The sequence below is a fragment of the Oceanicaulis sp. genome (assembly GCA_040112665.1).
In the GTDB taxonomy this organism is placed as follows: domain Bacteria; phylum Pseudomonadota; class Alphaproteobacteria; order Caulobacterales; family Maricaulaceae; genus Oceanicaulis.
Genome location: CP157796.1, coordinates 2,638,375 through 2,664,016 on the forward strand (window position 1 = coordinate 2,638,375; position 25,642 = coordinate 2,664,016).

Here is a 25,642-nt window from a genome sequence, read left to right on the forward strand (position 1 = left end):
GAGTCGAGGCCGTGACCCGTCCGTTCGCCGCCAAACAGCTGCCGTTCTTCCTGACCGCGCCCTCGCCGTGCCCGTACCTGCCCGGCCGGATGGAGCGCAAGGTGTTCACCAAGCTCGAACTCGGCGACGGCCCGGCGCTGAACGACGCGCTCACCCATGCCGGCTTCCGGCGTTCGCAATCGATTCTCTACCGGCCGGCCTGCGAGCGCTGCTCGGCCTGCCGCTCGGCGCGCATTCCGGTCAGCGAGTTCAAGGCGTCGAAAAGCCAGAAACGCGCGATCAAGCGCAACGCCGACCTCCTGCGCCTGCCACGCCACGCCGAAGCCACGCCCGAGCAGTTCGCCCTGCTCACACGGTATCTGGAGATGCGCCATGGCGACGGCGACATGGCGGGCATGGATTTCTTCGATTTCGCCGGGATGATCGAGGAAGGCGCGCAGCGCACCGAGATCGTGGAGTATCGCGACGCCGACGGCGCGCTCGTCGCCGCCGTGCTCGCCGACCGGCTCGCGGACGGCTGGTCGCTGGTCTACAGCTTCTTCGAGCCCGAGCTGCCCGCCCGCAGCCTCGGCGCCTACATCATTCTCGACCATGTCGAGCGCGCCCGTGCAGAAGGCCTTCCTTACGTCTATCTCGGCTACTGGGTGCAAGGCAGCCCGAAGATGGAATACAAGGCGCGTTACCGGCCGCTGGAGATTCTCGAGCCGGCGGGCTGGCGGCGTCTATCCGACGAGGAGGCCGCGTCCGACACGCCACTGCCGCTCGACGGCGCACGATTCGAATGATCTAAACGGCGCGCAAGACGGACGCAGAGCCGCAACGCGCTTCAGGGGGAGAAAAACATGGATCGCCGCACATTTCTGTCCGGGGCCGCCGTGGTCGCCGCGGGCGCCGCTTCGGCCTGTTCCCAGGAAGGCGCAGAGCAGACCGCGCCGGCAGCGCCCGCAGTCAATCGCGGCCGCACCCGCAAGCTGCGCATGGTCACCACCTGGCCGGCCGGCTTTCCGGGGCTGGGGACCGCGGCTGAGCGGACTGCACAGCTGATCGGGGAAATGAGCGGCGGCGCGCTCGAGGTCGACGTCTACGGCGCGGGCGAGATCGTCGGCGCGTTCGAAGTGTTCGACGCGGTCTCCAACGGCGTGGCGGACATGTACCACGCCGCCGAGTATTACTGGCAGGGCCGCTCGCCCGCCTACAACTTCTTCTGCTCGGTCCCGATGGGCATGACCGCCTACGAGATCATGGCCTGGGTGGAGTACGGCGGCGGCCAGGAGCTGTGGAACGAGCTCGCCGGCCAGTTCAACATCATCGCCTTCCAGGCCGGCAACACCGGCCACCAGATGGGCGGCTGGTTCAAGCGCGAGGTCAACACGCTCGAAGACTTCCGCGGCCTGAGGATGCGCATCCCGGGTCTTGGTGGCGCGGTGATCCGCGAGCTCGGCGGCGCGGCGGTCGCGCTTTCAGGCGGGGAGATCTACCAGTCGCTTCAGTCCGGCGCGATCGACGCGACCGAATGGGTCGGCCCCTGGAATGATCTCGCCTTCGGCTTCTACCGCGAAGCCCCCTTCTATTACGGCCCGGGCTTCCACGAGCCGGGATCGGCGCTGGCGGTCGGCATCAATCGCGGCGTCTGGGACGGGCTTCCCGCCGACCAGCAGGCGATCGTGCGCTCCGCGTGCCGTGCGGCGAACAACCAGTCGCTGGCGGAATTCACCTATCAGAACGGCCTGGCGCTCCGCACGCTGACGGGCGAGCACGGCGTGCAGCTCAGAAGCTTCTCCGACGAGATCTGGCGCGAGGTCGGCCGCATCGCCGAGCAGGTGGTCGCCGACACCGCGAACGCCGATCCGCTGACCCGCAGGGTCTATGACAGCTATCTGCAGACCCGGCGTCTGGGCCGCGACTGGGCGAACGTCTCCGACGCGCCCTACTACCAGAAACGCGAACTGGTCCTCGGGCGCTAAGCGATGCGGGCCGGCGACGTCCTTCTCATCGCGATCATCGCGGCGAGCGTCGCCGGCGTCGCGGCCGACGCGGCGAGCTCAGGCGCGCTCGGCGGCTGGCTGTCTGCGAACCTGTCGGCGATCGGGCTGACCGCCGGCCGGGTGATCGGCTGGATCGGCCTAGTCCTTTCACCGCTCATCCTGCTGCCGCTCGCCGCCGCGCTCTGGGGCCGTTTCGCCGGCCTGCCCGATCCGGTCGCCGGTTTCCTCAGCGCCGGTGCGAAGACGATCGACGCGATCTCGATCACCGTCGCCGACGCGGTCCGCTGGGCCGGGCTGGCGCTGGTCCTGATCACTGCCATCATCGTGATCCAGCGCTACGTGTTCGGCGTCTCGATCACGGTGCTGCAGGAGAGCGTGATCTATCTGCACTCGATCCTATTCCTCCTGTCGAGCGCGGCCGCGCTTCTGACCGGCGGGCATGTGCGGGTCGACATCCTCTATTCCAAACTCAAGGCGCGCGGGCGGGCCTGGACCGATCTGTTCGGCACGTATCTGGCGCTCATTCCGATGAGCTGGCTGATCCTAGAGACCTCGCGTTCCTATGTCGGCGGGGCCTGGCGCATTCTCGAGCGCTCGCGGGAGAGCGACGGCCTGCCTCTGGTCTTCCTTCTGAAGACCGCGATCCCGCTGTTTGCGGTGATGATGATCCTTCAGGGCCTGTCCATGGCCGCCCGCGCCGCTCTCACCCTGTCGGGCCGGCAGGCCCCCGCGACCGGTGAGAACGCCGGCGATAAAGAACTCTAGGGGGGGCGGGCGTGGCGCTGTTTCTGGAAATCCTGCCCTTCCTGATGTTCATCGCGGCGTTCGCTGCGCTGCTGCGCGGTTATCCGGTCGCGTTCAGCCTGGCCGGCGTAGGCATCGCCTTCGCGCTTCTGGGCCTGGCGCTCGACATCTTCGACCCGCTGCATCTGCGCGCCTTCCCGCAGCGCATCTACGGCAACATCATGGAGATGGACAAATCCATCCTCGTGGCGGTGCCGCTCTTCGTCTTCATGGGCGTCATGCTGGAAAAATCCCGCATCGCCGAGGAACTCCTCGAAGCGATGGGCGCGCTGTTCGGCACGATGCGGGGCGGGCTCGGCATTTCAGTCGTGGTGGTCGGCGCCCTGCTCGCCGCCTCGACCGGCATCGTCGGGGCCACGATCGTGACGATGGGGCTCCTCTCGCTGCCGACCATGCTCAAGCGGGGCTACGATCCCGCGCTCGCCTCGGGCTCGATCGCCGCGGCCGGCACGCTGGGGCAGATCATCCCGCCCTCGATCGTTCTGGTCCTGCTGGGCGATCAGCTGAGCTCGGCCTACGCCGAGGCGCAACGCGCCCAGGGCATATTCTCACCCGACATCGTCTCGGTCGGCGATCTGTTCGCCGGCGCGCTGATCCCCGGCCTGATCCTCGTGCTGATCTATGTCGGCTATCAGGTCGGGACCGCGATCCTCAGACCCTCCGCCGCGCCGGCCATCCCGCGCGAGGAGCTGAAAGCGGACTGGGGCAAGATCCTCGCCGCGCTCGTCCCGCCGCTGGTGCTGATCATCGCCGTGCTCGGCTCGATCCTGGGCGGGCTCGCCACGCCCACAGAAGCCGCCGGCGTCGGCGCGGTCGGCGCGACCCTGCTCGCTGGCTTCCGCAACGCCGGGGTGAAGACCAATCCGGTGCGGGGCAGGATCGTCGTGGGGGTTTCGGCGGCCGCCCTGCTCTGCCTGATCGCCACGCCGCTGATCTTCGATCTCAGGTCCGGCGCGTCGGGAACCGGGCTCGTCATCGCCTACGCGCTCGCCGCAATCGCCGCGGCCGGAGGCGTCTGGGCGCTGGTGCGGCTGTTCCGCTCCGGCGTTCTGGACGCGGTGATGAAGGCGACCGCGCAGATCAGCGCCATGGTGTTCGTGATCCTGATCGGCGCGAGCCTCTTCGCGTTGGTCTTCCGCGAGCTCGGCGGGGACGAGAGCGTCCGCCATGCGCTCGAAGCCGTGCCCGGCGGCGTGTTCGGTGCGCTCGCGGTGGTCATGCTGGTGATGTTCCTTCTGGGCTTCTTCCTCGATTTCATCGAGATCACCTTCGTGGTGGTCCCGATCGTCGCGCCGATCCTTCTGATGATGGGGGTCGATCCCGTCTGGCTCGGCGTTCTGATGGCGCTCAACCTTCAGACCAGCTTCCTGACCCCGCCCTTCGGCTTCGCGCTGTTCTATCTCCGGGGCGTCGCGCCCAAAGAGGTGAAGACAGGGGCGATCTATCGCGGCGCTGCGCCTTTCGTCATCATACAGCTTCTGATGATCGCCGCCGTCGCCGCCCTGCCCTGGCTCGCCACGGCCCTGCCGAACGCACTCTATGACTGACAACGCCCGCCGACTGTCGCTTCAGAGGACCTTCATCGCAGCGCTCGCTCTGCTGCTGACGGGCGTCTTCCTGTGGATGATCAAGGCTTTCCTGAGCGCGCTCTTCCTCGCGGCGGTGCTCGCGATCTTCGTCTTCCCGATGCAGCTTTTCTTTTCAAAGCTCTTCGGCGGACGCGACAAGCTCGCGGCGAGCATGGTGCTGATCGTCACGCTGTTCCTGGTGCTGCTGCCGCTTCTGGCGATCCTCGCGCTGGTCGCCGAACAGGCGGTCGATGTCGGCCAGACGGTGATCCCCTGGGTGCAGGAGCAGATCCGCGCGTTCCGGGCCGAAGGCTTCGCGGGCCTTCCTGACTGGGTCCCCTTCCGCGACGCGCTGGCCCCCTATCAGGAGCAGATGGCCGCCCGGCTCGGCGAAGCGGTCTCCGGGCTCGGCGGCATTCTGGTGGGCGGCGTGCGGCGGGCGACGGGCGGCGCGCTGAGCTTCTTCCTCAACGTCGTCATCCTGCTTTTCGCACTGTTCTACCTTCTGACCTCGGGCCCGCGGGCGCTGAAATACGCCCTGGCGCTTCTGCCCATGCAGCCCGACGACCGCGACCTTCTGGCCGAGCGCACGCTCTCCACGATCCGGGCGACGGTGAAAGGCACCTTCGTCATCGCCATCATCCAGGGCGCGCTCACCGGCGGCGCGCTGGCCGTGGCCGGCGTGCCGGGCGCAGCCTTCTGGGGCGCGATCGCAGGTGTGCTGTCGGTCATTCCGGGCGTCGGCCCGCCGCTCGTCTGGCTTCCCGCCTCGATCTGGCTCTGGGTGAACGGCGAGCAGGTGCCCGCTGTCGCGCTCTTCGCCTGGGGCGCGGCGGTGGTGGGCGTCGTCGACAATCTGCTGCGCCCGGTTCTGGTGGGTCAGGACGCGAAGATGAGCGACCTGATGGTGCTGCTCTCCACGCTGGGGGGTCTCACCCTGTTCGGCGCGGTGGGCATCATCGTCGGCCCGGTGATCGCCGCGCTCTTCACCTCGGCCTGGTATATCTACGCGGAAAGCTTCAAGGGCCTGCTCGCGCCCAGCGAGCCGATCCCCCATCGCGGCGATGACGAGGACGAAAAGGGCTAGGCGGTGGCCAGAGGCGGCGCGGCGCCGGCGTAGGCGCGCAGGGCGTCGATCCGCTTTTCGATCGGCGGATGGGTCATGAACAGGCCCATGAATCCTGCGCTGTCGTCATGCAGGAACATCTGTCTGAGTTCGCGCGGCGCGTCCTTCACCGCGCTACGGCCGGAAACCTTTTCGAGCGCGGAGATCATCGTTTCGGGGTTTTTGGTGAGTTCGACCGCGCCGGCGTCGGCCATGTATTCGCGAGAGCGCGACATGGCGAAGCGGATGACGATCGCCAGCACCCAGCTCAGCGCGACGATCCCGAGCGCGATCAGCAGGATCACGCCCGCATTGCCCGACTTGCCCCGGCGCGCCCCGCCGAGCCGGGCGGCCGAACCTCGCAGCACGCCGCGCGTGAGGATCTCGCCGACGAACGAGATGATGCCGACGAAGATCACCGCGATCACCAGAAGCCGGACGTCGCGGTTTCGCACATGGCTGAGCTCATGGGCGAGGACCGCTTCGAGCTCGGCGTCGTCGAGCGTGTCGATAAGCCCGCGCGTGACCGTGATCGCCGCGCTCTTCTCGCTGAGCCCGGACGCATAGGCGTTCAGCGCGCCGCTTTCGATGATCCTGAGCGAAGGCATGGTCAGCCCGCGCGAAATGCAAAGATTTTCAAGGAGGTTGTAGAGCCGCGGTTCGGCTTCGCGCTCGACCCGGCGGGCGCCGGCGGCGCGGTCGATGATCGCCTGGTGCCAGAACCAGGCGGCGAGAAACCAGACGAAAGCTGCGGCGACCGCAAAAGGCGCGGCCTGCATCGTATAGCTGAGCGCCAGCCGGTGCTGATCGGCGAGCGCGAACCTCCCGCCTTCGAGCGCGCCATACCCGATGAGCAGCAGGATGACCGCATAGGTCAGCGCCAGCAAAAGCACTGGAAACCCCGCCATCAGGGCGAGGCTCTTGAGATTATTGTTCCAGATATGGGTGCGCAGACCGATCGCGGTCATGCGCCCGCTCCGAGACGGCTGGCGCGCGCCGAGGCGCCCCTCCCTCCCCCTCGGGGGAGGGAAAAGGCCGGCGTGCGCTTCATCGGCCCTAGAACTTCACCTGCGGGCCGGCGTCGACGCGGGCGCGTTCGGACGCGGCCACCTCGAAGAACTCCTCGGACTTGAAGCCGAAGGAGTTCGCCAGCACCACGGCGGGAAACTGCTCGATCGCGGTGTTGTACTCGGCCACCGCGTTGTTGAAGAAGCGCCGGGCCGCGGCGATCTTGTTCTCGAGATCGGCGAGCTCGTTCTGCAGCGACAGGAAGTTCTGGTTCGCCTTGAGGTCGGGATAGGCTTCGGACAGCGCGAAGAGCTGGCGCAGCGCGCCCGACAGCATGTTCTCGGCCTGGGCGAGCTCCTTGGTGGAGCCTGCGTCGACCGCCTGCTGGCGCGCCTGAACGACGCGTTCGAGCGTCTCTTTCTCGTGGCTGGCGTAGCCCTTCACCGTCTCCACCAGGTTCGGCACCAGGTCGTGACGCTGTTTCAGCTGCACGTCGATGTCGCCCCAGGCCTGGCGCGTGGTCTGCCTGAGCGCGACGAGCCGGTTGTAGATGAGGACGACGACGAGGCCGACCAGCACGATCAGGCCCAGAATGATCAGTTCCATACGCTCCGCTCCCGCTCGGGCGCGCCGCGCCCCGTGTTCCGTCCCTACCGCTTTACCCCAGCTTCGCTCCGCTCGCCAACGCGCAGCGTCGGAGTTTGCTTGATCAGACCCTAGCGCGCGTCGAAGGTCTTCGACGAAAACCCGCGCGGCGCCATGCGGCCGGCCTGGGCGCGCCTGGCCTCGTAGAGCTTCCATTGCTCGACCGGGTGACGCCGGCCGGCCGGGTCGATCCGCACCAGGCCTTCGCTGCTGTCGAACACGGCGATGTCGGCGATCTCGCCGCCCTTGCCGCCGAGCAGGCGCACGCCCTTGCCGCGGGTCATCTCCGGGATCTCGTCAAGCGGGAAGACCAAGAGCTTGCCGTTCTTGCCGATCACCGCGACACGGTCGCCGGCCGCCGCGATCGCGGCCATCGCCTTTTCGCCGGACTGCACGTTCAGCACCTGGCGGCCGGCCCGCTTGGAGGCAGGCAGGTCCTTCTCCGACACCAGGAAGCCGTGCCCGGAGGTCTGCGCGATCAGCAGCTTGCGCTCAGGCTCGTAGCGGAACAGCGCGATCGGCTCGGCGGCCTCATCGAGATCGACCATCAGCCGGACCGGCTCGCCGAAGCCCCGCCCGCCGGGCAGCTTGGAGGCGTCGAGCGTGTAGAACCGCCCGTCGGTCGTGAACATCAGAAGCTTGTCGGTCGTCTCGGCCTTCACTGCGAACAGCGTTTCGTCGCCGTCCTTGTGCTTGAGCCCCGACAGGTCGTCGACATGGCCCTTCAGCGCACGGATCCAGCCCATTTTCGACAGCACGACCGTAACCGGCTCGCGCGCGATCAGCGCTTCCTCCACCGCGTCGGCGAGGTCGGCGGCGGGCGCGTCGGCGAAGTCGGTGCGGCGCTTGCCGATCGTGGTGTTCGGACCGAAGCGCTTCTTCACCTCGGCGACTTCCTCGTCGACCTTCTTCCACTGCAGCGCCTCGTCGCCGATCAGCGCGGTCAGCTCGTCGCGCTCGGCCTGGAGGCGCTCCTCCTCGGCGCGGATCTCCATCTCCTCGAGCTTGCGCAAGGAGCGCAGTCGCATGTTGAGGATCGCCTCGGCCTGCCGGTCGCTCAGCTTGAACGCCTTGATCAGCTCCTCCTTGGGATGATCCTCATAGCGGATGATCCGGATCACTTCGTCGAGATTGAGGAAGGCGATCATGTAGCCGGCCAGCACTTCGAGCCGGTCGGTCACCTGCTCCAGCCGCTTTTCCGCGCGCCGGCGGACCACGACGCGGCGATGGTCGAGCCAGATCTGCAGCGCCTCGCGTAAGCCCACCACACGCGGCGCGCCGCGCGGATCGAGCACGTTGAGGTTCAGCGCGAAGCGGACCTCCAGATCGGTGAGCTTGAACAGGCTCTCCATCAGAAGCTCGGGATCGATCGTCCGGCTCTTCGGCTCGAAGACCAGGCGGATGTCTTCCGCGCTTTCGTCCATCACGTCGGCGAGCAGCGGCAGCTTCTTGCCTTCAAGAAGCGCGGCGATGCGCTCGATCAGCTTGGCCTTCTGGACGAGATAGGGGATCTCGGTGACCACGATCTGCCACTGGCCCCGGCCCAGATCCTCTTTCTCCCACCGCGCGCGCAGGCGGAATCCGCCGCGCCCGGTCTCGTAGGCGTCGAGCATGCTTTCGCGCGGTTCGACGCAAATTCCGCCGGTCGGGAAATCAGGTCCCTGCACGTAATTGAGCAGCGTCTCGGTCTTCGCGTTCGGCGTCTTGATGAGGTGGCGCGCCGCATCGCACAGCTCGGCGGCGTTATGGGGCGGGATGTTCGTCGCCATGCCCACCGCGATGCCGGCCGAGCCGTTCGCCAGAAGGTTCGGGAAGGCGGCCGGCAGCACGATCGGCTCGGAATCCTCGCCGTCATACGTCTCGCGAAAATCGACCGTGCCCGCGTCGTAGTCCTTGAGCAGCAGCTGGGCGGCTTCGGTCAGGCGCGCCTCGGTGTATCGCATGGCCGCCGCGCCGTCGCCGTCGACATTGCCGAAATTGCCCTGCCCCTCGACCAGCGGGTAGCGGCTGGCGAAATCCTGCGCGAGACGGACGAGCGCCTCGTAGACCGCCTGATCACCGTGAGGGTGGAAGCGGCCGATCACGTCGCCGACCACGCGCGCGGACTTCTTGAACGCCGCCTCGGGGTCGAGCTTCAAGAGCCGCATGGCGTAGAGCAGCCGGCGATGGACCGGCTTCAGCCCGTCGCGCGCGTCGGGCAGCGCCCGCTGGGTGATGGTCGACAGCGCATAGGCCAGATAGCGCGAGCTCAGCGCTTCGTCGAAGCCCTGCTCGAAAATCCGTCCGCCCTCGCCGGTGAACTGCTCGCCCATGACGCCGCCCGTGCCGCTTTCGTGATTCGTTCAGCGCTCAGTATAGGCGGTCGCACGCCGCCCCGTCGCCAGCGGCTGCAGGGGTTTTGCACAGGCGGATGAAGCGGTGGGGTGCGGAGCGCCGCCCTATAGCAGCCCCGCCGCCTCCAGCCGCTCGATCATTCTGGCGCGGGCGTCCGGCAGGCGCTTGTCGGCGGGCCAGAGGACGCGGCGGTCGATGAAATGGGCGGTGAGCTTCAGGCCTGCGGCGACCGCGCCGGGCTCCACCGCGCCCGAGCCGACGAGAAAGCCGGGAAGCGCCAGCATCTTGTCGTGGTAGGGTTTGCCGGCCTCGGCGCTGACCGCCCGGCCTGATTTCGGGCTGACATAGACGAGGTCGTGGGTCTGGCCCGTCGCTGCGCAGCGCCGGAAATCGACGCCGTAGCCCAGGTCCGCCAGCAGACCCGCCTCCCACCGCACATAGAGCGCCGGCCAGAGTTCGGGATCGTCGAGGGCGGAGATCAGCACTTCAAAGGCTTCGGCGACGGCCGGATGGGCTTCGCGCTCGGGCAGGCAGAGCGAAGCCATGGCGCAGGCGGCGTTGAGGCCCGACAGCGCGAGCGGATCTTCCATCAGGTGACCAGCGGAGAGGTCTTCGGCCTCGACCTGAAAGCTTCCCAGATGATCTTCGAGCCGGGCGCGCCAGACCGCCCTCACCCGGTTTCCTGGCTGCAAAACGGGCCGGAGTGCACGCGACCGCCCGCCGCGGACCAGGCCTGCGTGCCGGCCCTGGTCGGAGGTGAGAAGCTCGACGACCGCGCTCGTCTCACCGTGCGGGCGCACGGCGAGGATCCGGCCTGAGCCCGACCACTCCATCAGGCGTCGAAATCAAGTCCGAGCGGGGCGTAGCGCGCCCGCTCCTCGCCCCAGTTCGGGCGCACCTTCACGAACAGGAAAAGGTGAACCTTGCGGTCGAGGAGCGCCTCGATGTCGGTGCGCGCCGCTGTCGAGATCCACTTCACCGTCTGCCCGCCCTTGCCCAGGATGATCGGCTTGTGGCCCTCGCGCTCGACATAAATCGTCTGCTCGATCCGCACGTCGCCGCCCTTGAGCTCCTTGAAGCTGTCGGTCTCGACATGAAGGCCGTAGGGCAGTTCGTCATGGACGCGGAGATAGAGCTTTTCGCGGGTGATCTCAGCGGCCAGCAGGCGCTCGGACAGGTCCGCGATCTGGTCTTCGGGGTAAAGCCAGTGGCTTTCGGGCATCGCCTTGCCGAGGAAAGTCGCAAGGTCTTCGATGCGGTCGCCGTTGCTCGCGCTGATCATGAAGACGTCGCTATAAACCCCTGTTTCATAGAGACTTTGGGACAAAGCGAGAAGCTGGTCGCGCTTGACGAGATCGATCTTGTTCAAAACGAGTACGGCCTTGAACTCATGCGTGCGCAAGCCCTCGATCACACGCTCGACATCCTCCACCGTGCGGCCTTGGCCTTTCAGCTGAGCGGCCGCATCGACGACATGGACGATCGCGTCCGCATCGGTCGCGCCTTCCCAGGCGGCGGCGACCATGGCCCGGTCGAGCCGGCGGCGCGGGCTGAACACGCCGGGCGTGTCGACCAGCACGATCTGCGCGCTGTCGCGCATCATCACGCCGCGCACGTTGAAGCGCGTGGTCTGAACCTTCGGCGTGACGATCGAGACCTTGCGGCCGACGAGCGCGTTCACCAGCGTGGATTTTCCGGCGTTCGGCGCGCCGACGACGGCGACGAAGCCGGCGCGTGTGGGCTCAGCCATGAGCCTTCTCCCGTTTGAGCAGCGCGTCTGCGGCCGCGCGCTGAGCGGCCTGTTTCGATCCGCCCTCGCCGCGCATCGGCGAAAGCCCCTCGACCCGGACCTCGACCTCGAACACGGGCCGGTGATCGGGGCCTTTCTGGCCGAGCGTCTCGTATTGCGGAACGCCGAGCCCCTGGGCTGCGGCCCATTCCTGAAGCGCGGACTTCGCATCTTTCGGGCGCTTGCGCAGCCCCTCGATCTCATCGGCCCAGTAGGTGTCGAAGAAGGCGCGCGCAGCTTCAAGCCCGCCGTCCAGGAACAGCGCCCCGATCACAGCCTCGCAGGCGTCGGCGAGGATCGAGGGCTTCTCCCGGCCGCCGAGGCGCTCCTCAGCCGGGCTCAGACGGATCGCCTCGCCCAGGCCGCAGCGCCGGGCGGCGCGCGCGCAGGCGTCCTTGTTGACGATCGCGTTGAGCCGATGAGCGAGACCGCCCTCGTCCACGCCCTCGAAGGTCGCAAACAGGGTTTCGGCCGCCATCAGGCCGAGCACCCGGTCGCCGAGAAATTCCAGGCGCTCGTTGCTGGCCGAGCGCGAGCGACCGTCCCCGTGCGAGGCGTGGGTGAGCGCGCGCTCGAGCAAAGCGCGGTCCTCGAACCGGTGGTCGATCCGCTTTTCGAACAGGGCCAAACGATCGCTCATGACGGGTCGAGCGCCTCGATCACGACGAAGGCTTGCGCCCAGGGATGATCATCGGTCAGCGTGACATGGATGCGCGTCTGAAGCGGCGCAGGCGCGAGTTCGGCGAGCCGTTCGGCCGCAGCGCCGGTGAGCTTCAGCGTCGGCTTGCCGCCGCGCAGATTGATCACTTCCATCTGTTTCCACGTCACGCCGCGATAGATGCCGGTGCCGAGCGCCTTGGCGCAGGCTTCCTTGGCCGCGAAGCGCTTGGCGTAGGTGTCCACGCTGCGGCGGCGGGACTCCGCCTTGGCGCGCTCGCCCTCGGTGAAGACGCGATTGAGGAAGCGGTCCCCGAAGCGTTCGACGGACCGTTCGATGCGCCGGATATCGATGAGATCGCTGCCGATTCCGACGATCACGCCGCCGCCTCGCGCCGGGCTTCGGCGATCAGCTCGCGCATGCGCCTGACCGCAGCGTCCAGCCCGATGAAGATCGCTTCGCCGATCAGGAAATGGCCGATATTGAGCTCGGCGATTTCGGGGATCGCCGCGATCGGCTTGACGTTCGCAAAGGTCAGCCCGTGACCGGCGTGCGGCTCGATCCCGCGCCTGCGCGCTTCGGCGGCGGCGGCCGCGATGCGCTCGATCTCCGCCCGCGCGCCCTCGACGTCGCCGGCGAAATCGAGCTCGGCGTAACGTCCGGTGTGAAGCTCCACCACCGGCGCGCCGAGCACTTCGGCGACGGCGATCTGGACCGGGTCGGGTTCGATGAAGAGCGAAACGCGGCAGCCCGCATGCGCCAGGCGCTCGACCACCGGGCCGACCTCATTGTGAAGGCGCGCGACGTCGAGCCCGCCTTCGGTGGTCCGCTCCTCGCGCTTTTCAGGGACGAGGCAGGCCGCATGCGGGCCGAAGCGCTCGGCGATCGAAACCATTTCGTCGGTCGCGGCCATTTCGAGATTGATCGGCAGATCGCTCGCAGACCGGATCGCCTCGAGATCGGCGTCGCGGATGTGGCGTCGATCCTCGCGCAGATGCACGGTGAGCCCGTCCGCGCCGGCCTTCTTCGCCATCGCCGCAGCGCGCGCGGGATCGGGGTGCGCGCCGCCGCGCGCGTTCCGGATCGTCGCGACGTGGTCGATGTTCAGGCCGAGGCGGCAGTACTCCATCACGCGAGCCCCCGGCTGCCGGGCTTCATCGCGGGGATGCGCTCGAGTTCAGGCGGCAGCTGGTCGGCCGGATAGGCGGGAAAGCTCACCGTGGCGAGCGCGACCAGCGGCGCGCCCACCTGCGCCTTGCCGCCGGAGCGGTCCACCAGGCAGCCTTCGGCGACGACCTTCGCGCCGGTCTTTTCGATCGCAGCGATGCATTCGCGCGAGCTGAGCCCCGTCGTGACGATGTCCTCGATCACTAGCACCCGGTCCGAGGCGTTCAGTTCGAAGCCGCGGCGCAGGGCGAACTCGCCCTCCTCGCGCTCGACGAACAGGAAGGGCAGCTTCATCTGCCGGGCGGTCTCGTAGCCGGGAATGATCCCGCCGAGCGCCGGGCTGACGATGGCGGTGAAGGGTCCCAGCCCCGCCGCCTCGATCTTCTCAGCCAGCGCCTTGCACAGGCGCGCAGTCCGCTCGGCGTCGCGGAAGACGAGCGCCTTTTGCAGGAAGACCGGGCTTCTGAGGCCCGAAGACAGGATGAAATGGCCTTCGAGCAGGGCGCCTGCGTCCTTGAACTCTGCGAGCACGTCGTCGGCGGTCATGCGGTCTCCGCTGGGGTCTGGTCGTCCTCGGGCGCGGTGTCGTCGACCGAAAAGCGGGCGCGCTCGACGCTCACCACGCGATCGGACGTCTTCAGCGAGGAGATGATGTTGGACAGGTGGCGCGCGTCGAACACCTCGACGTCGAAGGCCATGGCGAAGAAGTCGCGCGTGCGTTCGAGCGTCTTCACATCGGAAATATTGCCGCCCGCCTCGCCCACGGCGCTGGCGAGTTCGGCGAGCACGCCGGGTTCGTTGCGCACCGTGGCGTGAATGCGGCCGACCGACACGGCGTTATGGTTCGCTTCGGGCGTCCATTTCAGGTCGATCCAGTTCGACAGCTCCTCGTCGTCGTCGAAGCGCGCCAGGCGCTCGCAGTCGATGACGTGAACCTCGACGCCGCGCCCGGGGCGCACCACGCCCACGATCCGGTCGCCCGGCATGGGCGAGCAGCAGCCCGCGAAGTGAAGGCTCACCCCCGGGGTCAGGCCGCGGCCGTGCACGTAAAGCTCGCCGCTGGTGTCGGAGATGCGCTCCTTGTCCTGGGGCCGCCGGCCGCGCATCTCGCGATAGCCCGGATAGACCGCTTCAAGCAGCTCGGCGGACCGGATCCGGCCCCGGCCGAGCGCATGGTAGAGGTCCTCGACGCCCTCCAGTTCGAGGCGCTTGAGCGCGTCGCCAAGCCCCGCCTCGCGGAAAACCTTGCCCTCGCGCAGGAAGGCGTGCTCTGCGATGACCTTGCCGATGCGGATGAATTCCTCGGTTTCAGACGAGCGGATCAGCTTGCGGATCGCCGCCCGCGCCCGGCCGGTGATCACCAGATCCTCCCAGCCCGCCGGGGGCTGGCGCACCCCGCCCTTGATGATCTCGACCATGTCGCCGTTATTCAGGCGCGTGCGCAGCGGCCGCTCGCGGCCGTTGATCTTCGCGCCGATCGTGGCGTGGCCGAGCTCGGTATGGACCGCATAAGCGAAATCGAGCGGGGTCGCCCCGCCGGGCAGCGCGATCAGCTCGCCCTTCGGCGTGAAGCAGTAGACCTCGTTGGCGAACATTTCGAGCTTGGCGTGCTCGAGGAATTCTTCCGGATCCCCGCCCTGTTCGAGAATCTCCACGAACGGCCGCAGCCGCTCCAGCGGATCGCCGCCCGCTTCACGCGCGGCTTTAGGATCGTACTGGTATCCACCTGATTTGTAACGCCAGTGCGCCGCCACGCCTGTCTCCGCGACCAGCTCCATCGCTTCGGTGCGGATCTGCAGCTCGACCCGGATATTGCCCGGCCCGATAATGGTGGTGTGAAGGCTGCGATACGAGTTCGGCTTGGGCGTCGAGATATAATCGCGGAAACGTTCGGGCACGCAGCGCCAGGTCTGATGCACCACGCCGAGCGCGCGGTAGCAGTCGTTCGGATCGTCCACCAGAATACGGAAGGCGTAGATGTCGGCGATCTCGTCGAAGCTGACGCCCTTTTTCTCGAGCTTGCGCCAGATCGAATAGGGCCGCTTCTCACGGCCGAAGACCCGGCAGTCGATCCCTGCGTCCGTCAGGCGTTCGGAGAGGCTGGAGGAGACCTGGCTCACGGCGTTCGCGCGCTGGATCCGCATCTCGGCGAGGCGGCGCGTGATGGACTCGTAGGCCGCCTCGTTCATGTTGCGGAAGGCGAGGTCTTCAAGCTCGACGCAGACCCGGTTCACGCCGATCCGGCGCGCGAGCGGGGCGTAGATGTCCAGCGTCTCGCGCGCGATCCGCTCGCGCTTTTCAGGCTTTGGCACGAAATGCAGCGTGCGCATGTTGTGCAGCCGGTCGCACAGCTTCACCAGCAGGACGCGGACGTCCCGGGTGATCGCGACGACCAGCTTCTGAAGGTTCTCCGCCTGCTTGGTGCGCTTGGAGTTGAGCTGCATTTGGCCGAGCTTAGTCACCCCGTCGACCAGCTGGGCGACGTCCTCGCCGAACAGATCCTCGATGTCCTGAAGCGTGGCCGGAGTGTCTTCGACCGTGTCGTGCAGCAGCCCCGTGCAGATCGTCGCCGCATCGAGCCTGAGCTCGGCGAGCAGCATCGCCACCTCGACCGTGTGCCCGTAATACGGCGCGCCAGAATGCCGGGTCTGGCCTTCGTGGGAGGAGCGGGAGAACTCGTAGGCGCGCCGCAAAAGGTCGGCGTCGACCTGCGGGTGGTAGGACTGGACGCGCGCGACCAGATCCTCGGCGCTCGGTATGGCGTCGGCGGGAAGCGTGGGCGCGGACGGGGTCGCCAGCGCGCTCACGGCTTAGAGGCGGCCGTCGGCCGGCCCGTCGCGGTCGGACTGAAGCGCCTTGAGCATGGCGGCTTCGTCCATTTCCGGCTGCGGCAGCGCGGGGCGCTCCTCGGCCTTCTGCTCGCCGCGGCCGTCGCGATCCTCGTCCTCGTCGGAGGGGATGACGCGCTGAAGGCCGGAGACCAGGCTTTCGCCGAGGGCGTCCAGATCGAGCTTGTCCTCGGCGATCTCGCGCAGCGCCACGACCGGGTTCTTGTCGTTGTCGCGATCAAGAAGCAGGGACGCGCCGGCGGAAATGTTCCGCGCGCGATGGGCCGCCAGCAGAACCAGCTGGAAGCGGTTGTCGACCTTCTCGATGCAGTCTTCGACAGTGACGCGGGCCATGAGGGGGAGCGCTCCTTTGGAAACGTCGTAAACCTTGCAAGTAGCCTAGGCGCGCGGCCGCTTCAAGTGCTGCGGCGCAGCGCAAAAAACACCGCCCGCCGGGCGGCATGCGCCCCGGTCGGCCTGCGGCGTCGCCGCGATCAGCTTTTGCAGGCTAGCACCGCTCGCCGGATCGCGCCAGTTCGGCGCAATGTCTCGAAGGGGCAAAAGCACGAAGACCCGGCTCGCCGCACGCGGATGGGGCAAAGCCAGACCGCCCTCGCCCGCCGGCGTCTGCACAAGGCCGCGATAGTCGATCAGGTCGAGATCGAGCGTCCGCGGCGCGTTGCGCCGGCCGCGCACACGGCCGAAGCGGGACTCCGTCTCATGCAGCAGCGCCATCAGCGCCTCGGGGCCGAGATCGGTCTGCACTTCCGCGCAGGCGTTCACGAACGGCGGATCGGTCGGATCGGGCCAGGCCGGGGTGCGCCAGGGCCGTGAGCAGGCGATCGCGGAAACGCCTGCAGCGCCAAGGAAACCCATTGCATGATTAAGGTTTTCAAGGGGCCCCGCCCCCCGGTATGCTTGGTTCGCTCCGAGCGCGATGTAAATGCGTCCCTGAGCGTGATTTGAAGCCGCGTTTCGACTGAAAGGCATAACGTATGACCTTCTACCCCGCCGAGCGCCTCGGCCTGTTCATCGACGGCGCAAACCTCTACTCCGCCGCCAAGGCGCTCGATTTCGACATCGACTACAAAAAGCTGCTCGAGGAATTCCGCAAGCGCGGCCGGCTCGTGCGGGCGAACTACTACACCGCGCTGATCGAAAGCGAGGAATACACGCCGATCCGGCCGCTGATCGACTGGCTGGACTATAACGGTTTCAAGGTCGTCACCAAGGCGGCCAAGGAGTATTCCGACGACACCGGCCGGCGCCGCATCAAGGGCGACATGGACGTCGAGCTGGCCGTCGACGTGCTCGAGGCGGCCTCCTATCTCGACCATATCGTGCTGTTCTCCGGCGACGGCGATTTCCGCAAGGTCGTCGAGGCGGTCCAGCGCAAGGGCGCGCGGGTCTCCGTCGTCTCCACGCTGAAATCCTCGCCGCCCATGGCCAGCGACGATCTGCGCCGTCAGGCGGACGCGTTCATCGAACTCGCCGAGCTTGGCAAGCTGGTCGGGCGCGAGCGCCGGCAGCGCGATTACGACGACGATGAAGACTGAGGCTGCGGCAGTCGCCGAACCGCCGCGCGACTGCCCGCTCTGCCCGCGCCTGGTGGACTTCCGCAAGGAGAACCGCAGCGCGCATCCGGACTGGTGGAACGGTCCGGCCCCGAGCTTCGGGTCCGACGGCGCGCGCCTGCTCGTCGTCGGGCTCGCGCCGGGCTTGCGCGGGGCGAACCGCACCGGCCGGCCCTTCACCGGGGACTGGGCGGGCGATCTTCTTTACCCCACGCTTGCGAAGTACGGCTTCTCCGAAGGCCGGTTCGATCCGGACGGCGAGGACGATCTGCGCCTTGTCGAGGCGATGATCACCAACGCGGTCCGGTGCGTACCGCCGCAGAACAAGCCGACGGGCCCCGAGTGCAACACCTGCCGGCCCTTCCTGACCGCTCGGATCGAACAGCTGCCCCGGCTCGAGGTGGTGATCGCGCTGGGCGGGGTCGCCCATCAGAACACCCTGAGAGCGCTCGGCTACAGGCAGAGCACTTTCAAATTCGCCCACGGCGCGGCGCATGAGATCGACGGCCCGAACGGCCCGCTCACGCTTCTGAACAGCTACCACTGCTCACGCTACAACACGAACACCGGCCGGCTGACCGAGGCGATGTTCCATGACGTGTTCGCGCGCGCCCGCAGCCTGCTGGACGCGGCCTAAGCGGCCTCTTTCGAGCGCCGCGCGGCGTCGGCGACCGGGGCGAGCAGGCGCTGCACGCCTTTGAGCCGGTCCTCGACGCTGGGGAACTCGCCCTTCAGCACCAGCGTGTTGTCGGGCCGGATCTTGTAGTCCTCAGGCCGTCTCGCCATGAGCTTGACGAGTTCGGCCGGGTCCTCGAAGGCGTGATCGCGGAAGGTCGCGACCGCGCCCTTGGGTCCGGCGTCGAGCTTGGCCACGCCCGCGCGCTTGCACAGCGCCTTGATGGCGACGACCTGCATCAGGCTTTCGACTTCCTCGGGCAGCGGACCGAACCGGTCGATCAGCTCGGCGGCGAACGCCTCGCGCTCGGTTTTGGTCTCGAGCCCCGAGAGCCGGCGATAGAGCGCCATGCGCACGTCGAGATCGGGCACGTATTCGTCGGGGATCAGCACGGCGGCGCCGATATTGATCTGCGGCGACCAGTCCCGGCTGTCTTCGGGGTCCGCCCCTTGAAGGCTGGCGACGGCCTCTTCCAGCATGGACTGGTAGAGCTCGACGCCCACGTCCTTGATGTGGCCCGACTGCTCCTCGCCCAGAAGATTGCCCCCGCCCCTGAGATCGAGATCGTGGCTCGCCAGGGTGAAGCCGGCGCCTAGGCTGTCGAGCGATTGCAGCACCTTCAGACGCTTGTCGGCGCCTTCGGTCAGCTTCTGGTTCGCAGGCGTGGTGAGATAGGCGTAGGCGCGGGCTTTCGAGCGCCCCACCCGGCCGCGCAGCTGGTAGAGCTGGGCCAGGCCGAACCGGTCGGCGCGATGGACGACCAGCGTGTTGGCGGTGGGGATGTCGATGCCGGACTCCACAATCGTCGTGGACAGAAGCACGTCGTAGCGGCCCTCGTAAAAGGCGGTCATGATGTCTTCGAGCTGGCTCGCCGCCATCTGCCCGTGCGCCTGAACGAAGCTCACCTCCGGTGTCTGCTCGCGCAGGAATTCCGCGGCTTCTTCAAGATCGGCGATGCGCGGCACCACGAAGAAGCTCTGCCCGCCCCGATAGCGCTCGCGTAATAGCGCCTCGCGCACGGTCACCGCATCGAACGGGGTGACGTAGGTGCGCACCGCCAGGCGATCGACGGGCGGCGTGGCGATGATGGAGAGATCGCGGATCCCGCTCATGGCCAGCTGCAGCGTGCGCGGGATCGGCGTTGCGGTGAGCGTCAGCACGTGCACGTCCGAACGCAGCTCTTTCAGGCGCTCCTTGTGCTTGACCCCGAAATGCTGCTCCTCGTCGACGACCAGAAGGCCCAGACGGTCGAACTTCACCGTCTTGGCGAGCAGCGCGTGCGTGCCCACCACGATGTCGCAATCGCCGCTCTCGAGTTCCTTGCGGGTGGCGGTCGCTTCTTTCTGCCCGACGAGCCGGGACAGCTGGCGGATCTTCACCGGCCAGCCGCGGAAGCGTTCGCAGAAGGTGTTGTAGTGCTGGCGCGCTAGCAGCGTGGTCGGCGCGACCACCGCCACCTGCCGGCCGCTGAGCGCGGTGATGAAGGCCGCCCGCAGCGCCACCTCGGTCTTGCCGAATCCCACATCGCCGCAGATCAGCCGGTCCATGGGACGGCCCCGCTGCAGGTCGGCGAACACGTCCTCGATCGCGTTGAGCTGGTCGTCGGTTTCCGCATACGGAAAACGCGCCGCGAACTCGTCATAGAGCCCGCTGGGCGGCTCGATCACTTCGGCGTCCCGGGCGTTGCGCTGGGCGGCGATCTTGATGAGCTGGTCGGCCATGTCGCGCAGGCGCTTCTTCGCCTTGGCCTTGCGCGCCTGCCAGGCCGCCCCGCCGAGCTTGTCGAGCTGAGCGGTCTCGCTGTCCTGCCCGTAGCGGCTCAGAAGCTCGATATTCTCGACCGGAAGGTAGAGCCTGGACTGGCCGGCGTATTCGAGCTCCAGACAGTCATGCGGCGCTTCCCCGACGGTCAGGGTCTTCAGGCCCAGATACCGGCCCAGCCCGTGATCGGCGTGCACGACCAGATCGCCGGTCGACAGCGCGCCGGCTTCGGCGATGACGTCTGAGGATTTCTTGCGCTTTCTGGGCCGGGCCAGCCGGTCGCCGAGCACGTCCTGTTCGCTGATCACCGCGAGGGATTCGGTTTCAAACCCGCGTTCGAGGGGCAGCACGATCCGGCCGACGACCTTCTTGTCGAGCGCGGCCGCCGCGCTCCAGTCCTCGGCAGGCTTGATCGGCGACAGTCCGTGTTCGGACAGAACGCTGGCCAGCCGGTCGGACGCGCCCTCGGTCCAGCTGGCGAACAGCACGTGCTTGCCCGCCTTCCTGAGGCTGACCGCATGTTTGGCCGCCACGTCGAAGACGTTCTGGTCGGCCTGGCGTTCGGCCGCGAAAGTCCGTCCCTGCTTGCCGCCGAGATCGACCGCGCCGGGGCCGGCCTCCTGAAAGGCGGTGAAGCGGCGCGCAGGCCGGGCCTCGATCGCCGCGTCCCAGGCTTCTTCGGTCAGGTAGGTCGCTTCGGGTTCGATCGCCCGGTAGGCCGGCGCGCCCATCGCGCCAGCGCCCTGTTTCTGGGCGTCCTTGCGGGCGGCGTAATAGTCCCGGATCTGTTCGAGCCGTTCTGCGCGCGCGTCGCGCACCAGCGGGTCGAGGCCGATGAGCGCGTCCTCGCCGACATAATCGAACACGGTGTCCAGCCGCTCGTGAAACAGGGCGAGCCAGTGTTCCGCACCGTTGGGCCGCGCGCCGGCGCTGACGCTGTCATAGATCGGATCGCCCTGCCCGGCCGCGCCGAAGCGCTTGATGAACCCTGAGCGAAAGCGCGAGATCGAGGCGGCGTCCAGAACGATCTCGCTGACCGGGGTGAAGGCGGCCTCCTTGAGCTGCCGTGTCGTGCGCTGGGTTTCGGGATCGAAGGCGCGGACCGTCTCCAGCGTGTCGCCGAAGAAATCGAGCCGGACCGGCTCCTCGGCGTCGGCGGGGAAGACGTCCACCACCCCGCCCCGGATCGCGTAGTCGCCGCGCTCGGTCACCGTGCCGGTGCGCGCATAGCCGTTCGCGGCGAGGTGGGTTTTCAGATCCTCGATATCGAGCGTGCCGCCGGGCGTGGCGCGCAAGCCCCCGCCCGCCATCGCCTCTTTCGGCGCGCAACGCTGCAGCACCGAATTCACCGTAGTCACGACGATCAGCGGCGCCTCGCCTGAATAGCTCGCGAGCCTGTGCAGGCCGCCCGCCCGGCGCGCCGCGGTGCGCGGGCTGGGGCTGATCCGGTCATAGGGCTGGCAATCCCAGGCCGACAGGCGCAGCCGCGCGATCTCAGGCGCGAAGAAGGCGCAGGCGCTCTCGAACGCACGGGCGCGCGCCTCGTCCGACGCGACGAACATCGCGATCCCGCCGCGTGTACGCACGAGGTCTGTGAAGATCAGCGCGTCATACCCGTCCGGCGCCCCGCACACGGTCAGGGTCTCAGGGCTGCGGGCGAGCTTTTCGAGTTCGTTCACGGGCGGGTCCTCAAACGAAAAAGCGCCCGCACGGCGCAGCCGGGCGGGGTGTGGTGGTGTCGTCACGGGCCGATATGTCTCCCCCCGCGAGCGGGGGGAGTGGCCCGAAGGGCCGAGGGGGGCTGCAGCGGCATCAGTGCGCGCCGCCCCCTCCGTCCGCTTCGCGGACACCTCCCCCGCGAGGCGGGGGAGGACAACCGCGCGTTATCTCGCCTCGCCGGTCAAACCCCCGGCCCGTCGCCTTCGCTCGCGGCGCGGTCGAAGCGGAAGGCCTTGAGCTGGTCGAGCACCGGACCGTCGTAATTCGCCGGCGTCTCCAGCGTTCCGGAGATCCAGCCGTAGACCTCGGTGTCCGGCGCGTCCAGCAGCCGCTCGAACTCGTCGATCTCGGCGGCGCTGAGATCATCGAGCCGCGCATCGGCGAACCGGCCCATGATGAGATCGGCCTCCTTGAACCCCCGCCGCCAGGCGCGGAAGGTCAGCCGCTTCTTGCGGTCCTCGGGGTTCACGGGCGTGTTCGGATCAGTGAAAGGATCGTCGCTCATGGGCCGCGCATATAGCGCGGGGGTCCGGGCGGGTGAAGGGTGAGCGCTGGTCGGCGCAGCCGATCAATCGACCCGGTGGGTCGATTGAAAGCAGCGAACGGGCCGGCAGGCCATGGCAGGCGCTGGTCGCGGGCGCCTATTCCAACCGCTCTGCGATCCACATCTTGATGAGCGATTGCCGCGTCACGCCCAGATGGCGCGCCTGCTTGTCGAGCGCGTCGACCACCCAGGAGGGAAAATCGACGTTCACGCGGCGCGGCGCGTCGTTCGGGCGGCGAGCCGAGGACCAGTCCACGGCGGCGGACACGTCTTCGCCCGCATCGAAAGCGGCGTCGAAATCTCTAGCCTTCATAGGCGGCGATCTCCTCCTTGCGTGCGCGCCGGACCGAGATGATCCGGATGCTTTCGTTCTGCGGCGTCCAGACCGCAGTCCAGTGTTTCCCGTCGATGAGGCCGATCGAGACGAAGCGCGGCTCGTCGACGGTCCGTGCCGCAGCTTCAAGGAGCCACGGATCAAGCCAGAGCGCCTGCGCCTGTTCGAAATCGATCCCGTGCTTCTCGCGGTTCGCCTCGCTCTTGGCCGGATCGAAGGAAAATTTCATGGAGAGATAGAGTATATTTTCTATACCTTTTTGAGAAGGGTGCCTGTGCAGGCCGGGACATTCCGCTGAACGGCTTCCCCTCCCCGCCCCGCGCGACCAAACTCGCGCCCATGCGCCCGCAGATTCTCTTTCCCCTTTTCGCCGACCTGACCACGATCAAGGGGGTCGGGCCGCGCCTGGCCGCCCTGATCGAGAAGGTGGCCGGCTCGCGGGTGAAGGATCTGGTGCTGACCGCGCCGACCGGGCTGGTGGACCGCACGCGGCGGCTGGCGATTTCGGATGCGGGCGACCAGGGCGGGCTCGTCACGATCGAGGCGGTGGTCGAGGTCCATGTGCCGCGCCCAACCATGAAGCAGCCCTACAAGGTGCGCATGCGCGACGAGACGGGCTTCCTGCATCTCGTCTTCTTCAACGCCAAGGCCGATTATCTGCGCCGCGTGCTGCCCGAGGGCGCGCGCCGGGTGGTGTCGGGCAAGGCCGAGCGGTTCGGCTCGGAGGTGCAGATCGTCCATCCCGACCTCGTCGCCGCGCCTGACGAGATCGGGGAGGCCGATCTCCTCCAGCCGGTCTATCCGCTCACCGCCGGTCTGAGCGCCGGCGTGATGCGCAAGGCGGTCAGGGGCGCGCTCGAGGCCACGCCCGACCTGCCCGAATGGATCGACGCCTCCCTGCTGAACCGCGAAGGCTGGCGAGGCTGGCGCGCGGCGCTGTCCGAGCTGCACGCGCCGCAATCGGGCATGGAGCTGATGCCTGAAAGCCTGACGCGGCGCAGGCTCGCGTTTGACGAGCTGTTCGCCCATCAGCTGGCTCTGAAGATCGCCCGCGCCGAACGCCGCGCGCGCCGCGGACGTGCGCTGAGCGGCACCGGGCGGACGGTGCAGGCCGTGCTCGATCACGCCCCCTTCACCCCTACAGGCGCGCAGATGCGGGCTTTTGAAGCGGCGAAGACCGACATGGAGAGCGCGCAGCGCATGATGCGGCTCGTCCACGGGGATGTGGGTTCGGGCAAAACCTTCGTCGCCGCGCTCTGCGCCGCGCACGCCGCCGAGGCCGGGGTGCAGACCGCGCTGATGGCCCCCACCGAGATCGTCGCGCGCCAGCATGCGAAGGTGCTCGAAGCCCTGCTCAGCCCCGCAGGCGTGAGCGTCGTCGCGCTGACCGGCCGCGACAAGGGCCGCGCGCGCGCCGAGCTGACCCAAAAAATCGCCAGCGGCGAAGCCCAGGTGGTCTGCGGCACGCACGCGCTCTTCCAGCAAAGCGTGGATTTCGCCGATCTGGGACTGGTCGTGATCGACGAGCAGCACCGGTTCGGCGTGTCCGACCGCAGGAAGCTGACCTTGAAAGGCGCCGCGCCTGACGTTCTGGCGATGAGCGCGACGCCCATACCCCGCACCCTCACCCTCGCCGCCTTCGGCGATCTCGACGTCAGCCGGCTCGACGAAAAACCCGCAGGCCGCGTGCCGCCGACCACGCGCGTGGTCAATGCGAGCCGGCTGTCCGAAGTGGTCGAGGGGCTCGGCCGGGCGATAAGGAAAGGCGAGCGGGCCTACTGGGTCTGCCCTCTGGTCGAGGACAGCGACGTCTCCGACCTCGCCGCCGCCGAGGCGCGCCATCACATGCTCGGCGAAATGCTGCCCGGCGTTCGGATGGGGCTGGTGCACGGCCGCATGCCCGCCCGCGACAAGCAGCAGGCCGCCGAGGATTTCCGCGCCGGGAAGATCGATCTTCTGGTGGCTACGACCGTCATCGAGGTCGGCGTGGACGCGCCGGACGCGACCATCATGGTGATCGAGCACGCCGAGCGCTTCGGCCTGGCCCAACTGCACCAGCTGCGCGGCCGGGTCGGGCGCGGCGACAAGGCCTCGACCTGTCTGCTGCTCTATCACGGCGAACTCGGCGAGACCGCGCGCGCGCGACTGGACGTGATGCGCCAGACCGACGACGGCTTCCAGATCGCGGAGAAGGACTGGGAGCTTCGGGGTTCGGGCGACCCGCTCGGCCTGCGCCAGTCGGGCCTACCGCATTACCGCATCGCCGATCTCGCCGCCCACGCCGACCTGCTCGAACTCGCGAGCGAAGCGGCGCGCTACGAGGTGGCGAAAGAAGACATGTTCGCCGGCGAACGCGGCGAAGCGCTGAGGGCCCTGCTCTACCTCTTCGAACGCGACGAGGGGATCAGATTGATGCGGGGCGGGTGAGCCCTAGGCCCGCTTGCCGGACTCCGGCTCCGCCGGATCGTCGGGCATCGTCCCCGCCCCCGCCTTGATCGGCGCATCGGCAGGAATCGCGCCTTCGGGCAGGCGTTCGGGCGTGACCATGCCGAAACTGATGATGAGCTTGGCGGCTTCCTCGACGGTGAGGTCGAGCTTCACGACGCTGGCCTCGGGCACGAACAGCAGAAAGCCCGAGGTCGGGTTCGGCGTGGTCGGGATGAACACCCCGATCACCGGACCGCCCTTGCCGACCACCTCGCGGATCACTCCGCGCCCGCGGCTCGCCACGAAGGCGACGGCGTAGCTGCCCTTCATCGGGTATTCGACCAGCACGACCTCCTTGAAGGAGTTCTGCTGGCCCTGGAACACTGTTTCCACGATCTGCTTGAGCGCGGAATAGATGTTCCGGATCAGCGGTACGGAATTGACGATTCGCTCGCCGATATCGATCAGCGTGCGCCCGAAAATGTTCGCCGCCAGCGCGCCCAGAAGCGTCAGTCCGAGGATCGCGATCAGAAGGCCCATGCCGGGAATGGCGAAAGGCAGATAGCTTTCGGGATTGTACCGGTCGGGGATGAGCGGCTTGATCACCCGGTCGACGAAGCCGACGAAGGTGTAGATCAGCCATACGGTGATCGCGATCGGCGCGGCGACCACGACGCCGGTGAGAAATCTGTTTCTGAGCCAGCGCAGCACGGGCG

Annotated in this window: 25 protein-coding genes; 8 read left to right on the forward strand and 17 right to left on the reverse strand. The window is 67.8% G+C overall.

From position 1 onward, the window contains the following. Window positions 1-11 precede the first annotated feature (11 nt). From ABL308_13045 to ABL308_13065, 5 genes are read left to right on the forward strand one after another with little or no spacing between them, the layout of a single operon-like run. Entirely contained in the window at window positions 12-785 is a 774-nt protein-coding gene (locus ABL308_13045) for an arginyltransferase (protein XBQ15870.1), read from the forward strand. Between the two features lie 57 nt (window positions 786-842). Next, window positions 843-1,964 (forward strand): TRAP transporter substrate-binding protein, encoded by a 1,122-nt coding sequence (locus ABL308_13050; protein ID XBQ15871.1) that lies wholly within the window; start codon window positions 843-845, stop codon window positions 1,962-1,964. Between the two features lie 3 nt (window positions 1,965-1,967). Then, entirely contained in the window at window positions 1,968-2,750 is a 783-nt protein-coding gene (locus ABL308_13055) for a TRAP transporter small permease subunit (protein XBQ15872.1), read from the forward strand. 11 nt (window positions 2,751-2,761) lie between these two features. Then, window positions 2,762-4,336 (forward strand): TRAP transporter large permease subunit, encoded by a 1,575-nt coding sequence (locus tag ABL308_13060; protein XBQ15873.1) that lies wholly within the window; start codon window positions 2,762-2,764, stop codon window positions 4,334-4,336. Continuing rightward, window positions 4,329-5,444: an AI-2E family transporter gene (locus ABL308_13065; GenBank protein ID XBQ15874.1), complete on the forward strand. Its 1,116-nt coding sequence runs from the start codon at window positions 4,329-4,331 to the stop codon at window positions 5,442-5,444. The genes ABL308_13060 and ABL308_13065 overlap by 8 nt, the downstream gene beginning before the upstream one ends. Here the strand turns inward: ABL308_13065 and ABL308_13070 are convergent. The 12 genes from ABL308_13070 to folK form a co-directional block, all read right to left on the reverse strand. Further along, on the reverse strand, window positions 5,441-6,430 hold the full coding sequence (locus ABL308_13070; protein XBQ15875.1) for a M48 family metallopeptidase: 990 nt from the start codon (window positions 6,428-6,430) through the stop codon (window positions 5,441-5,443). The two genes, ABL308_13065 and ABL308_13070, sit on opposite strands and share 4 nt — an antisense overlap. Before the next feature lie 88 nt (window positions 6,431-6,518). Beyond that, window positions 6,519-7,076: a LemA family protein gene (locus ABL308_13075; GenBank protein XBQ15876.1), complete on the reverse strand. Its 558-nt coding sequence runs from the start codon at window positions 7,074-7,076 to the stop codon at window positions 6,519-6,521. A gap of 110 nt (window positions 7,077-7,186) precedes the next feature. Continuing rightward, window positions 7,187-9,427: a DNA topoisomerase IV subunit A gene (gene parC / locus ABL308_13080; GenBank protein XBQ15877.1), complete on the reverse strand. Its 2,241-nt coding sequence runs from the start codon at window positions 9,425-9,427 to the stop codon at window positions 7,187-7,189. Window positions 9,428-9,553: 126 nt separating this feature from the next. Beyond that, window positions 9,554-10,282, reverse strand: coding sequence for a DNA repair protein RecO (recO, locus tag ABL308_13085; GenBank protein XBQ15878.1), 729 nt, complete (start codon window positions 10,280-10,282; stop codon window positions 9,554-9,556). After that, window positions 10,282-11,199, reverse strand: a complete 918-nt coding sequence (gene era / locus ABL308_13090) for a GTPase Era (GenBank protein ID XBQ15879.1) — start codon at window positions 11,197-11,199, stop codon at window positions 10,282-10,284. The genes recO and era overlap by 1 nt, the downstream gene beginning before the upstream one ends. Beyond that, on the reverse strand, window positions 11,192-11,878 hold the full coding sequence (rnc, locus tag ABL308_13095) for a ribonuclease III (protein XBQ15880.1): 687 nt from the start codon (window positions 11,876-11,878) through the stop codon (window positions 11,192-11,194). The genes era and rnc overlap by 8 nt, the downstream gene beginning before the upstream one ends. Next, entirely contained in the window at window positions 11,875-12,276 is a 402-nt protein-coding gene (acpS, locus tag ABL308_13100) for a holo-ACP synthase (protein XBQ15881.1), read from the reverse strand. Before acpS ends, rnc begins: the two co-directional genes overlap by 4 nt. Beyond that, complete coding sequence (locus ABL308_13105; protein XBQ15882.1) at window positions 12,273-13,025, reverse strand: pyridoxine 5'-phosphate synthase; 753 nt, start codon at window positions 13,023-13,025, stop codon at window positions 12,273-12,275. Before ABL308_13105 ends, acpS begins: the two co-directional genes overlap by 4 nt. Then, a complete protein-coding gene (pyrE, locus tag ABL308_13110) occupies window positions 13,025-13,609 on the reverse strand; it encodes an orotate phosphoribosyltransferase (GenBank protein ID XBQ15883.1) in 585 nt (194 codons plus the stop codon). The genes ABL308_13105 and pyrE overlap by 1 nt, the downstream gene beginning before the upstream one ends. Beyond that, a complete protein-coding gene (locus ABL308_13115; GenBank protein XBQ15884.1) occupies window positions 13,606-15,870 on the reverse strand; it encodes a bifunctional (p)ppGpp synthetase/guanosine-3',5'-bis(diphosphate) 3'-pyrophosphohydrolase in 2,265 nt (754 codons plus the stop codon). The genes pyrE and ABL308_13115 overlap by 4 nt, the downstream gene beginning before the upstream one ends. 3 nt (window positions 15,871-15,873) lie before the next feature. After that, a complete protein-coding gene (gene rpoZ / locus ABL308_13120) occupies window positions 15,874-16,245 on the reverse strand; it encodes a DNA-directed RNA polymerase subunit omega (protein ID XBQ15885.1) in 372 nt (123 codons plus the stop codon). Between the two features lie 45 nt (window positions 16,246-16,290). Further along, window positions 16,291-16,881 carry a 2-amino-4-hydroxy-6-hydroxymethyldihydropteridine diphosphokinase gene (folK, locus tag ABL308_13125; protein XBQ15886.1) on the reverse strand — a complete coding sequence of 197 codons (591 nt, stop codon included), beginning with the start codon at window positions 16,879-16,881 and terminating at the stop codon, window positions 16,291-16,293. Window positions 16,882-16,886: 5 nt separating this feature from the next. Between folK and ABL308_13130 the strand changes: the two genes are divergently transcribed. Further along, window positions 16,887-17,447: an NYN domain-containing protein gene (locus ABL308_13130; GenBank protein ID XBQ15887.1), complete on the forward strand. Its 561-nt coding sequence runs from the start codon at window positions 16,887-16,889 to the stop codon at window positions 17,445-17,447. Then, complete coding sequence (locus tag ABL308_13135; GenBank protein ID XBQ15888.1) at window positions 17,437-18,102, forward strand: uracil-DNA glycosylase; 666 nt, start codon at window positions 17,437-17,439, stop codon at window positions 18,100-18,102. The genes ABL308_13130 and ABL308_13135 overlap by 11 nt, the downstream gene beginning before the upstream one ends. Here ABL308_13135 and mfd read toward each other — a convergent pair. The 4 genes from mfd to ABL308_13155 all read right to left on the reverse strand — a co-directional run bounded on the left by mfd (window position 18,099) and on the right by ABL308_13155 (window position 22,728). Continuing rightward, complete coding sequence (gene mfd / locus ABL308_13140; protein XBQ15889.1) at window positions 18,099-21,581, reverse strand: transcription-repair coupling factor; 3,483 nt, start codon at window positions 21,579-21,581, stop codon at window positions 18,099-18,101. The two genes, ABL308_13135 and mfd, sit on opposite strands and share 4 nt — an antisense overlap. A gap of 221 nt (window positions 21,582-21,802) precedes the next feature. Then, window positions 21,803-22,126 carry a succinate dehydrogenase assembly factor 2 gene (locus ABL308_13145; GenBank protein ID XBQ15890.1) on the reverse strand — a complete coding sequence of 108 codons (324 nt, stop codon included), beginning with the start codon at window positions 22,124-22,126 and terminating at the stop codon, window positions 21,803-21,805. A 136-nt stretch (window positions 22,127-22,262) separates the two neighbouring features. Continuing rightward, window positions 22,263-22,478 carry a CopG family transcriptional regulator gene (locus ABL308_13150; protein XBQ15891.1) on the reverse strand — a complete coding sequence of 72 codons (216 nt, stop codon included), beginning with the start codon at window positions 22,476-22,478 and terminating at the stop codon, window positions 22,263-22,265. Next, window positions 22,468-22,728 carry a BrnT family toxin gene (locus tag ABL308_13155; GenBank protein ID XBQ15892.1) on the reverse strand — a complete coding sequence of 87 codons (261 nt, stop codon included), beginning with the start codon at window positions 22,726-22,728 and terminating at the stop codon, window positions 22,468-22,470. The genes ABL308_13150 and ABL308_13155 overlap by 11 nt, the downstream gene beginning before the upstream one ends. 110 nt (window positions 22,729-22,838) lie before the next feature. Here ABL308_13155 and recG point away from each other — a divergent pair, with 110 nt between their 5' ends. Then, window positions 22,839-24,926: an ATP-dependent DNA helicase RecG gene (gene recG / locus ABL308_13160; GenBank protein ID XBQ15893.1), complete on the forward strand. Its 2,088-nt coding sequence runs from the start codon at window positions 22,839-22,841 to the stop codon at window positions 24,924-24,926. 3 nt (window positions 24,927-24,929) lie between these two features. On the opposite strand, the gene ABL308_13165 is transcribed toward recG, so the two are convergent. Then, window positions 24,930-25,637, reverse strand: a complete 708-nt coding sequence (locus ABL308_13165) for a DUF502 domain-containing protein (protein XBQ15894.1) — start codon at window positions 25,635-25,637, stop codon at window positions 24,930-24,932. Between the last annotated feature and the right edge of the window lie 5 nt (window positions 25,638-25,642).